This is a genomic window from Escherichia sp. HH41S, from assembly GCF_009820115.1.
Classification (GTDB): Bacteria; Pseudomonadota; Gammaproteobacteria; order Enterobacterales; family Enterobacteriaceae; genus Escherichia; species Escherichia coli_F.
Genome location: NZ_VNXE01000069.1, coordinates 1 through 11,852, shown reverse-complemented (window position 1 = coordinate 11,852; position 11,852 = coordinate 1). Strand labels below are relative to the sequence as shown.

Annotated in this window: 6 protein-coding genes and 1 pseudogene; all 7 read right to left on the bottom strand. The window is 55.0% G+C overall.

What is annotated here, in order from left to right:
* Positions 1–97 precede the first annotated feature (97 nt).
* Positions 98–196, bottom strand: a pseudogene (locus tag FQZ95_RS27010) (hypothetical protein); the annotation flags it as partial.
* A gap of 76 nt (positions 197–272) precedes the next feature.
* Positions 273–722: an RHS element protein dsORF-h1 gene (locus FQZ95_RS14725; RefSeq protein WP_032183280.1), complete on the bottom strand. Its 450-nt coding sequence runs from the start codon at positions 720–722 to the stop codon at positions 273–275.
* Positions 723–733: 11 nt separating this feature from the next.
* Positions 734–4,975, bottom strand: a complete 4,242-nt coding sequence (locus tag FQZ95_RS14720) for an RHS element core protein (RefSeq protein ID WP_160530365.1) — start codon at positions 4,973–4,975, stop codon at positions 734–736.
* Positions 4,976–5,445: 470 nt separating this feature from the next.
* Complete coding sequence (locus FQZ95_RS14715; protein ID WP_160530364.1) at positions 5,446–5,805, bottom strand: hypothetical protein; 360 nt, start codon at positions 5,803–5,805, stop codon at positions 5,446–5,448.
* Between the two features lie 105 nt (positions 5,806–5,910).
* Positions 5,911–6,393 carry a hypothetical protein gene (locus FQZ95_RS14710; RefSeq protein WP_001038879.1) on the bottom strand — a complete coding sequence of 161 codons (483 nt, stop codon included), beginning with the start codon at positions 6,391–6,393 and terminating at the stop codon, positions 5,911–5,913.
* Positions 6,390–11,090 (bottom strand): RHS element core protein, encoded by a 4,701-nt coding sequence (locus FQZ95_RS14705; protein WP_237428015.1) that lies wholly within the window; start codon positions 11,088–11,090, stop codon positions 6,390–6,392. Before FQZ95_RS14705 ends, FQZ95_RS14710 begins: the two co-directional genes overlap by 4 nt.
* Before the next feature lie 75 nt (positions 11,091–11,165).
* A partial coding sequence (locus tag FQZ95_RS14700) for a bacteriophage T4 gp5 trimerisation domain-containing protein (RefSeq protein ID WP_077502255.1) occupies positions 11,166–11,852 on the bottom strand: 687 nt, incomplete at its 5' end.

Sequence of the window (11,852 nt, the reverse complement as noted above, 5' to 3'; positions counted from 1 at the left end):
CTGCCACCATCTCTTCACAAGCTTATGCTTATTACATGCAAAACGTCCCGTTTTGCATCTTTGTGCCTACGGCACACCGTGATCTTTCCCTGCCAGCCCCTCCGGGTTGACCTGCTCCGTCACCCGCAGAACCCTGCACAATATCCAGTCCCTTGCAGGTCATGTCACCCTGCCGCGCCGCCGGTTTTCCGCTCATGGTTTATTCCTTTTCTTTTACCTTACATGGCCATACAAATAGTTACCTATACTGTCTTTGAATATTGCCCTATCATTTAAAGCCCACCTAATTTTTGCGACAGCAAAGGGATTTCTTTTTTAATCCAATCTATCATTTCATTTTTTTTAAAACATACGTTAATGCCATTCACACTTCCACATTCACCAAAAGCATCAAAATAAATTTCACATTTATTATTGCCTTTCGAAATGATGCTAACCCCCCATCTTATATTGTTATATTTTTCTTTTCTGAAATACTTCATTTGCAATAAATCAATTATCTTACCCGCATAGAGATCGCTAAGTTCATTCACCACTACTTTATATCTGTATATTTCATTAAGACCTTCCTTGCTAAGCGGAACTAACGTGGTAACATACGATGGAAGATTAACTACCTCTATCGTTTTCACGCTATCTATTCCACACAATTCATTCACTCGCCCCATCCCCAATACCGAACCAGAAAATAGAGACAATAAAACCATCAAATATTTCATCATAAAAAACCTCACTATTCTGGCGTACCCGTTATTGTCATCGTCTGCAACGGTCCATCCACCCGATAAAAAGGCAGTCCACTATGAGCTCCTCTGACACACTCATCTAAAGTTTTCGCCGCACGCGATTCAATTATTGTAATAACCCTTGCCTCTTCTTTATTATCATATTTCTTATCCGTCCGACTTAAAAGAGCCATGAAATTTTCTTTATCAAGAAGGTAATACTGTGCATGTGCAAACTCATGCCCCAAACCTAATGCAGGCGATTGTGATTTCGAGTTTAATTCAGTTGAACAAAATAAAGACGCTCTACTATTCCAATATATCGTCATATTATTCGAATTAAATCTACCATTGGTTCCTTCAATATACTCTATATTTATAGTTTCTTCAGAACTTGATAAAAAATCTATAGCATCTTTCATTCGTGAATCTTTTTCTAAATACTTAACAGCCTGATTAAAATCACTTGGATCACCATTAACCTCGAATTTTAAACCCAAAGAATCTATAAACCGAACAGGGTTTAATGGATATTTATACAGATTCCATTCACCTCTTAGCCCGATTGGATCCTGCGTGATATACCTCCCCTGCAACGGGTCATAGTACCGGTGACGGTTGTAGTACAGCCCCGATTCCTCATCATACTGCTGTCCCGGCAGACGGTACGGCTGTTGCAGGTGCTCCGGGTTTTCCTCGCCCAGCAGGTTTCCCCACTCGTCATACTCCCCGCGCCATGCCGTTTCCCCTTCCGGGCTGATAAGCGCCTGCGGCAGTCCACGGTGGTCGCAGTGGTAAAGATGAAGTTTCCTCTCCGGGATGTATTCCGCCTCCATCTGGTTTTTCATCTGTTCCGCCGTCAGCCCGCACTGCGCAAGCCACTGCTGGCTTTCTTCACTCACGCTGCCCTGCCGCAGTTCCCGCTCCAGCCTTCCCAGCATCACCGCCAGCTCCGCCGGGAGCGTCACACCCGTGTCCTCCTGCAACACCTCCGCCAGGCTACGGTGCCGCGCCTTCGCCTGTTCGCCATTCTCTGTTTCGATTCTGATGAGCGGCGTGAAGCTCCCCGGCTCGTATACCGTCTGGATACGCGTGGTGTCGGTCTGTATCGTCGTCAGCCTGTCACCGTCCCACCCGTACCAGGTCACCTCCGGTTTACGCGACAGCGACATCCATCCCGTCAGGTCACGCTCCCGCCGCCACACCCGTTTTCCCGTCCTGCGGCCCAGCGGGTCGTAAAGGTAGCGGCTCTCCACCTGCGGCTCGCCGTGCTGTATCCGCGTGTAGAACACCAGACGGTGCTGGCTGTCGTAATGGTAGTGGTGGGTGCGCTCGTCGTGCATCCGTATCACCCCTTCCGGGATACGGTCCGTCTTCTCCGCCAGCCTGCCGTATTCATCGTGGCGGTAGACATAGTGCGCATCTTCCGCGATGCGGTTATCCGGCCACGCCGTGAAGGTGCTGTCCGGGTGCAGTTCCGGGTCCGGCAGCCGGTTTCCTGCCGGGTCTGTTGCATACGGGATATCGATATCCAGGTTCACTGCCGTGGTGTGGACGCCCGTCAGCCTTCCCGTGTCGCTGTAACGGTACTCCCGGCTCTCCTGCGGGCCGCTGATGCGCACCAGTTGCCCGTTATCGTTCCACGTATACTCACGGTCAAGCTGCGGAAGGTTCAGGTGCCTGCTCCGGAGCTGGCCGCTGATATTCCAGGCGGTGGCAAGTTCACAGGCCTCCCCGGCGAAGCTGCGGGCCGTCTCACGGTGCAGCCGGTCCCGCGTGTACCCGACCAGCGGTGTTCCGCCCAGCTTCATCCCCGCAAGATAACCACTGCCATACGTCAGCCACTCCACCGGCGGCAGACCGTCCGGCTCCTGACGGGCCGCCAGCCCCTGTTCGCTGTACGCATGCCCCGTCTCATGCTCCCACAGCATCTCCCCCGTCTCCGGGTTCTCCACCGTCTGCCGTTCGCCCGTCAGGCGGCCCTTATCGTCATAGCCGTAGTGGACCGCCACACGGTGGCCTTCACTGGTATGGCTGAGGGTGGTTAACCACCCGTGCTCATCATACTGCCACTGCTCTGCCGCTTCGCCGTTCACCGTCCGGTGCGTGATGCGGTCCGACGTATCGTAGTGCCAGAGGGTGATAAGCCCCTCGTCTTCACTGCGGACAAGCTGCCCTGCGGCGCTGTACCGGTAACGCTGTGTCCTGCCATCAAAGCCGCGCTGCTCCGTCAGGCGGTCCAGCACATCATAGGTAAACTCACTCCGGCTGCCGTTCTCGTTGGTCAGCACGGTGATGCGCCCGGCGGCGTCATACCCCATGCTGCGCGTCAGCCCGCCCTGCGTGGTGCTGACGGCCTTTCCCCACGCATCATACTGTGTCTCACTGCGGCTGCCGTCCGGGGCAATGATAGCGGTGAGGTCGCCTGCGGCGCTGTACTCATAACGGGTTTCACGCCCCTGCACATCCTTCTGACTGACCAGTTGACCACGCGGGTTATAACTGCTGTAAGTGCTGATGCCTTCTTCCCGGTGAACCGCCGTCCTCTGCCCGTACCGGTCGTACTCATACCGTGTCGTGTACCCCGAGCAGTCCGTGAAGGCCAGCAGTTGACCGTAGCGGCTCCATGCCATCTGTTTTGTACTGCCCGTCGCATCCTGTATCCCTGTCGGCAGCTCACTCGCCGGGTCATCATAGCTGTACCGCGTCGTCTCACCGCTGCGTGAGGTCTCCGCCGCCAGCCTTCCCTTCTCGTCATACTCCCGGCTGCTGCGCAGCCCGTCCGGGTACGTCACTGACGTCACCTGCCGCTGGCTGTTGTAGCCATACCGCACCGTCCTGCCGTCCGGCCCCGTCACCGCCGTCACCGCGCCCGACGCCATATGCAGGCTGTACTCCGTCCGCCGTCCCGCCGCATCCGTCTGTGCCTTCAGCCTCCCCGCCTCATCATACTCGCTGCGGGTGATACTCCCGTCGGCATGCTCCTTCTTCACCACCCGCTTCAGGCCGCCCCCGCCTTCCGTGTACAGCACCTCCCGCCTGTTCAGGCTGTCCGTGATGATTACCCGGCTCTCTCCGTACTCAAAACGGTAGTCCAGCCCCTCCGGGTTGACCTGCTCCGTCACCCGACCGGTATCATCATACCGGTAGCGGCTCTCCGGCCTCCCCGCATAATGGTGCGCCACCATCCGCCCGGCGTGCTCCGCATCATAAGTAAACCCGCGCACCTGCGTCCCGCTGCGGTCATACACCGCCAGCAACTCACCGCTGGCCGTGTACGTGTAGCGCGCCAGCGGCGCAGTCGGCTGTTCATCCGGGTATGCCGGGTCGTGTGTCAGCCACACCGCCTCCAGCCGGATACCGTTATCGGCACCGTATTCTGTACCGGCGGGCAGCGTGTCGGGGAAAACCTGAGAAGAGGAAACAGAACGGGGACCGGCAGGGGAAGATAAAGACGTGGCGCGCTGTTTACGGAAGGCTTCAGCCCGCTGCGCCTGCGTGCTCAGCAACAGGTGAAAACGGCGGCCCGCGCCGTCCGTCCCCCCCGTCACCGCGCCCGCCACGTCACCCTCCGCTGCCCGGTGAAAGGCCAGCGTCCGACCAAAGCCATCCACCACGCCCGTCAGCACCCGGTATGCGGGCGGCTCCGGCGGCAGCACCTCGTCCGCCCCCGGCACCCGCTCCGGCCAGCCGAGTATCCACCACGGCCCCTGAAGGCTGTTTGTCGCCAGGTACACATGCGGACTCAGGCGAGCATCTTCCGGCAGCACCTGCCAGAGCGCGCTTAACGGCTGCGAACTGTGCTGCTCCGCCACCCCGCCTCGCGCCAGCCAGAACGACTCGCTGCGGCTGTAGCTTATCTCGCCGGGAAACAGCGGCTCAAAGTGAATGCTCCTGCCGCCGGTGTCGTTGAGTATCAGTTCCCGCTCATGAACCTGTAAGCGGATATCGAAAGGGGCTTTCCAGCCGGGACCAAACACTCCCACCGGGGCTGGCGTCTTCGTCCGGTAGCTGCTGTAGGCGCGGGAAAGAATGAACGGCAGCGGGCCGGGCAGTGCCAGGTCCGTCTCGCCCGGCAGCACCTTCGCACCCAGCACCGGGTTCACCGGGTTAGCATAGGTAATCCCTCCCGGACACACCGAGCAGGCCACTCCCGTCGGCGATCCTATCAGCACACCCGCTGAACCCTGCACAATATCCAGTCCCTTGCGGGTCATGTCGCCCTGCCGCGCCGCCGGTTTTCCGCTCATGGTTTATTCCTTTTCCTCTGAATTATTTTATATTCAGAGGGTTAATTATTTAATTGAAATTTAATATCAATAAAAACGCCGTTAACAAACAGTTAGTCAAAATATTCATTATACTATTTTCAGTATCAATACAGAAAGCATGAGTTATCTTATTGCGATTGAGAAACTCAGATACAAAAAAAATTAGCCACCACATTTTTCGTTATTCGAATGCTTTCATAAAAATCCCTTGCATCCAATCAATTACACCACAGACTTGCATCAACAACAGTAGGTTTTATGTCAGCGTTCAATATGATGGCTGAAGTTATATTTCATCGTTTTCTTGGACAGTTATAACTTTCACTCTACAAGCCTGTATTTAATGATGCAAAAATATATATTTTTATCCTTTCCCTTGCGCACCCGACAATCGCCCCACACACATCAAAAAAAATTAACTTACCAACCATCTATTTACCATGTACTCTTTAAATTGGAGTTTCACAATTTAAAAGTATTAAAATACCATCATCCAACTCCTTCCTCAGTAGGTCAGCCAGTTCTGGCGTATCCAGAACTGAAAATGTTTTATCCATAACCCTAATTGAAAAACAAGATTTAGGATTCATCATCCCAAACTCTTCTGCAATCAACAATGTAGATTCTGAATTATATTTTTCAACACGATCACCGATCGCATTAATATCTTGATGAGAAAGAACTCCTTCTGGTTCAAATATATGATACACATCATTAAATATATAACTATACTTTTGCATAAGGCAATCTAACTTAGCTCTTAAATCACCAAGATCCATTGCACTATAACATCTAATATCTATTGACATTTTTCATCTTTTTTCACTCCAGATCCATAACCACTTTCAACTGCGAATTAGCTCCCTCATACTACAACCATCTGTCTATTCTCATTTTTCTTATTATTTTTTAAATCAATCATTCAGTTGGTAGCTATTAATAAACTCATCGTATATTTCATGCAAACCATAAAACTTTGCATCAGAATCATTTTTCATAATTTTATATTGACTTCTCAGTTTTTTAAATAATCCGTCGGGAACAGGGTTTGGTGCAGTTTCATTTTTTGCGCAGCAAAAATAAAAAAAGGCTGTCTTTAACTCCTTAACAGATAGCCTCTCTGAGTTATTCATTAAATAATCAAATGCATCCCGCCAATCATCAGATAAAAGTAAAAAATCTAAAGCAGCGCCTTTAATTACGCCATCAACAGATGTCAATGTATACAAAATTTTCTTACAGAAAGACAGACAACATGTTTTATCCTGTACTAATAACTCTCCCAAATACTCTAATGCATCAGCATCGTCGTCTACCGAGTTAGGATCTATATAACCATTTTCTAGCAAGCTATTTAATCCACTAACTAATTTATTTACAACAATATTTTTGTTCATTTGAATCCCTTTGCAATTATTGTTGCCAGTCTCTTAGCACCATCAGGCATGTTTTTCCATACTGCGTTAAGTCTAACACTTCCATTTTCGCCGTCAATAATCACCGATGTTGTTCTGTCTGCTGGTAAGTCACCTTGTGCCGAATTCAGTAACTTCTCAATTATCATATCATTGTTTGCAGGAGTATCCGGGATACCAGCATCCTCTAAAATTTGCCCCATATCCCTTGATCTTTCAATGCTATGTATCTTATTTTCTAAAGTTTCTATTGTTTTTTGCCCGTCCGGATATTCTCTAGCAAAAGCCTTTTGGTTATCTCGCCTTAAATTAATCAACTCATCATATTCTTGTTGCAGTTCATCCAAATTACCAGATGCCTTACCACGCATATAAAGATCCACTTTATCCCTAGGAATACGGGCATGACCCTTCACTGCGGTATCATGCATTTTACCATGTGCATCCGGCAATTCCTCAATATCAAAACCACGCTCTTGGTTGCGGGCATTATCCTCATCTTCCGGTCCCCATCCTCCCGGGCTTCCCGTACTGCCGCCGGCCAGGCAGTTCTTCTCTTCATCCGTCAAATCCTTCCCAACATTCGGCTGACTCCCTGACGAATTATCATTCTCATGTGGGCTATCTAAAGGACAACTACTGGTCCAGTAACACATTTCAGCCTGAGAATTTATTAACTGCCCATCGCTCAGAGCCTTCCCGGCACGCCCATCATTAGCGAGAAGGTCATATCCCATTGGCCCTGCGACCACAGCCATTGCTCCAAGAGCAGGGGCAGCAGACGCCATAGCCGCCGTGACTGCATCAAAAGCCGCCGCCCCGCCCGAAAGTAACGCCCCCCCAAATTCTGTTCCTGTTACTGTTGTGGCAGAACCAAGAACCAGTGTATCACCAGACAACCCAAGAGGATCCCCCCGCAGCACCGGGTTCAGCGGATACGCATACAGGTTCAATCCTCCCTTCAGCCCTATCGGGTCCTGAGTGATATACCGTCCCTGCAACGGGTCATAATACCGGTTGCGGTTGTAGTACAGCCCCGACTCCTCATCATACTGCTGCCCTGGCAGACGGTACGGCTGGTACAGGTGATGCGGGTTCTCCTCATTAAGCAGGTTTCCCCACTCGTCATACTCCCCGCGCCACGCCGTTTCCCCTTCCGGGCTGATAAGCGCCTGCGGCAGTCCACGGTGGTCGCAGTGGTAAAGATGAAGTTTCCGCACCGGGATGTATTCCGCCTCCAGTTGCGCCGCCATCTGCGCCGCCGTCAGCCCGCACTGTGCAAGCCATGCTTCACTCTCCGCACTCACCGCACCCGCGCGCAGTTCCCGCTCCAGCCTCCCCAGCATCACCGCCAGCTCAGCCGGGAGCGTCACACCCGTGTCCTCCTGCAACACCTCCGCCAGGCTACGGTGCCGCGCCTTCGCCTGTTCGCCATTCTCTGTTTCGATTCTCAGGAGCGGCGTGAAGCTTCCCGGCTGATAAATCGTCTGGATACGTGTGGTGCCGGTCTGTACCGTCGTCAGCCTGTCACCGTCCCACCCGTACCATGTCTCCTCCGGTTTACGCGACAGCGACATCCACCCCGTCAGGTCACGCTCCCGTCGCCACACCCGTTTCCCCGTCCGGCGGCCCAGCGGGTCGTAAAGGTAGCGGCTCTCGACCTGCGGCTCGCCGTGCTGTATCCGCGTGTAGAACACCAGGCGGTGCTGGCTGTCGTAATGGTAGTGGTGGGTACGCTCGTCGTGCATCCGGATAACCCCTTCCGGGATGCGGTCCGTCTTCTCCGCCAGCCTGCCGTATTCATCGTGGCGGTAGACATAGTGCGCATCTTCCGCGATGCGGTTATCCGGCCACGCCGTGAAGGTGCTGTCCGGGTGCAGTTCCGGGTCCGGCAGCCGGTTTCCTGCCGGGTCTGTTGCATACGGGATATCGATATCCAGGTTCACTGCCGTGGTGTGGACGCCCGTCAGCCTTCCCGTGTCGCTGTAACGGTACTCCCGGCTCTCCTGCGGGCCGCTGATGCGGATTAGCTGTCCGTTGTCGTTCCAGTCGTAGTCACGGTCAAGCTGAGGAAGGTTCAGGTGCCTGCTCCGGAGCTGCCCTGTGAGGGTGTACGCCGTGGCCTGTTCGTACCCCTCTGTACTGCCCACTCCGTTACCGAAGCTGCGGGCCGTCTCACGGTGCAGCCGGTCCCGCGTGTACTCGACCAGCGGTGTTCCGCCCAGCTTCATCCCCGCAAGATAACCACTGCCATACGTCAGCCACTCCACCGGCGGCAGACCGTCCGGCTCCTGACGGGCCGCCAGCCCCTGTTCGCTGTACGCATGCCCCGTCTCATGCTCCCACAGTATCTCCCCCGTCTCCGGGTTCTCCACCGTCTGCCGTTCGCCCGTCAGGCGGCCTTTATTGTCATAGCCGTAGTGGACCGCCACACGATGGCCTTCACTGGTATGGCTGACGGTGGTTAACCACCCGTGCTCATCATACTGCCACTGCTCCGCCGGGTCGCCGTTCACCGTCCGGTGCGTGATGCGGTCCGACGCATCGTAATGCCAGAGGGTGATAAGCCCCACATCTTCACTCTGCGTGAGTTTTCCGGTCAGGTCATAATGGTAACGTTGCGTCCGCCCGTCAAAGCCGCGCTGCTCCGTCAGCCTGTCCACCGGGTCATACCGGAACGTGGACTGGCTGCCGTTCTCGTTGGTCAGCACAGTGATGCGCCCGGCAGCGTCATACCCCATGCTGCGCGTCAGACCGCCTTCCGTCACACTCACAGGACGCCCGCGTTTATCATATGCGATGGTGCTGCGTTTACCGTCCGGTGATATCGTTGCTGTCAGGTCGCCTGCGGCGCTGTACTCATAACGGGTTTCACGCCCCTGCGCATCCCTCTGACTGACCAGTTGACCGCGCGGGTTATAACTGCTGTAAGTGCTGATGCCTCCTTCCCGGTGAACGGCGATTTGTTGACCGTACCGGTCATACTCATACCGCGTCGTGTACCCCGAGCAGTCCGTAAACGCCTGAAGCTGACCGTACCGGTTTCGCGTTATTCTCCGCCTCACCCCGGTTCCGTCTTCCACCGCACAGGGCAGGCCACTGCGGGAAGAATCATAAAACCAGCGCGTAATGTTACCGTTGCGCGAGATCTCTTCCGCCAGCCTGCCCTGACGGTCATATTTCCGGCTGCGGCGCAGCCCGTCCGGGTACGTCACTGACGTCAGTTGCAACTGGTTGTTGTAACCATACCGTACCGTCCTGCCGTCCGGCCCCGTCACCGCTGTCACCGCGCCCGACGCCATATGCAGTCGGTACTCCGTCCGCCGCCCCGCCGCATCCGTCTGCGCCTTCAGCCTCCCCGCCTCATCATACTCGCTGCGGGTGATGCTCCTGTCCGCATGTTCCTTCTTCACCACACGCTTCAGGCCACCCCCGCCTTCCGTGTACAGCACCTCCCGCCTGTTCAGGCTGTCCGTGATGGTCACACGGTCCTGCCCGTACTCAAAGCGGTAGTTCAGCCCCTCCGGGTTGACCTGCTCCGTCACCCGACCGGTATCATCATACCGGTAGCGGCTCTCCGGCCTCCCCGCATAATGGTGCGCCACCATCCGCCCGGCGTGCTCCGCATCATAAGTAAACCCGCGCACCTGCGTCCCGCTGCGGTCATACACCGCCAGCAACTCACCGCTGGCCGTGTACGTGTAGCGCGCCAGCGGCGCAGTCGGCTGTTCATCCGGGTATGCCGGGTCGTGTGTCAGCCACACCGCCTCCAGCCGGATACCGTTATCGGCACCGTATTCTGTACCGGCGGGCAGCGTGTCGGGGAAAACCTGAGAAGAGGAAACAGAACGGGGACCGGCAGGGGAAGATAAAGACGTGGCGCGCTGTTTACGGCAGGCTTCCGCCCGCTGCGCCTGTGTGCTCAGCACCAGGTGAAAACGGCGGCCCGCGCCGTCCGTCACCCCCGTCACCGCGCCCGCCACGTCACCCTCTGCCGCCCGGTGGAAGGCCAGCGTCCGCCCGAAGCCATCCACCACGCCCGTCAGCACCCGGTATGCGGGTGGCTCCGGCGGCAGCACCTCGTCCACTTCCGGCACCCGCTCCGGCCAACCGAGCACCAGCCACTGCCCGGTTGTGCTGACAGCCATCATATAGGTGTGTGGACTCAGGCGGACCGCTTCCGGCAGCGCCCGCCAGAACCGCGCAAGCGGGTGTCCTTTATGCTGTTTCAGCACCCCGCCCCGCGCCAGCCAGAACGACTCGCTGCGGCTGTAGCTTATCTCGCCAGGAAACAGAGGTTCAAAGTGGATGCTCCGGCCACCGCTGTCGTTAAGTATCAGTTCACGCTCACAAATCTGTAAGCGGATGTCGGAGGGGGCTTTCCAGCCGGGGCCGAATATCCCCACCGGGGCTGGCGTCTTCGTCCGGTAACTGCTGTAGGCGCGGAAAAGGATGAACGGCAACGGGCCGGATAGTGCCAGGTCGGTTTCAGCAGGCAGTACCTTCGCTCCCAGCAGCGGGTTTACCGGATTGCCATATTTCGGCGTGGCTTCCCCTGTGGGACACACCGAGCAGGCAACCCCCGTCGGCGCACCTATCAGCACCCCTGCTGAACCCTGCACAATATCCAGTCCCTTGCGGGTCATGTCACCCTGCCGCGCCGCCGGTTTTCCGCCCATGAATCAATTCCTTCTGCTTTTAATATGGTTCATCTGGCCACTGCACCAGTTCCGTTTTAATTTTTTGCACCTGACTCAAAATTGCCGCATATCCGGCATTCCGGGGGGTAAATCTTTCGGCACAGGCGCATCCGGCACAGGTTGTGTGGCACCACAGTTCCAGTTAATCACCGGCGCATCACCGTTCACATCCGACTCCCCTTCCAGATGAATGTGCGTACCATTAAGAAATATGCTTCCGTCCTTCGTCAGCACCAGCCTTGCCTTACCACAGCAGAGTTCAAGATGCTCACCGGCAGAATAAACTGCTGTTTGTCCGGTGTTTTCCTTCATCGTCTTGCCCACCGAGAAGGTGACGTTATTCCCTACATTGACGCTGTAGCCCATTCCCACCATCAGTGATTTATGCAGCCCTACCTGTGAGGACTGCAACAACGCCACCGAGGTATTCATAATGCCGCCTACCGTCGTCTGGTAAGCCACGCCCACCGTCAGCGCACGAATGATCCCCACCTTTTCAACCTGGTTTGATCCCACTTTGATAATCTGGTTACTGCCCACCGTTTCCACTTGGTTGACACCAACCGTCTGTATCTGATTAACGCCAATGTTCTGGATCTGGTTATTGGTAACGGTGATCGCCTGGTTGTTACCTATTTTTTCGGCATGGTTGTTTATCACATCAGTGGTGCGGTTATTCAGCACCTCGGTGTTCATGTTCTTCTGCGCGTGGATGTAGACCTGTTCTTTCCCTGTCGCATC

Bases quoted from the DNA above. Each gene is read 5' to 3' on its own strand.
- FQZ95_RS14725 (WP_032183280.1), bottom strand. From the start codon at position 722: ATGATGAAATATTTGATGGTTTTATTGTCTCTATTTTCTGGTTCGGTA.
- FQZ95_RS14720 (WP_160530365.1), bottom strand. From the start codon at position 4,975: ATGAGCGGAAAACCGGCGGCGCGGCAGGGCGACATGACCCGCAAGGGA.
- FQZ95_RS14715 (WP_160530364.1), bottom strand. From the start codon at position 5,805: ATGTCAATAGATATTAGATGTTATAGTGCAATGGATCTTGGTGATTTA.
- FQZ95_RS14710 (WP_001038879.1), bottom strand. From the start codon at position 6,393: ATGAACAAAAATATTGTTGTAAATAAATTAGTTAGTGGATTAAATAGC.
- FQZ95_RS14705 (WP_237428015.1), bottom strand. From the start codon at position 11,090: ATGGGCGGAAAACCGGCGGCGCGGCAGGGTGACATGACCCGCAAGGGA.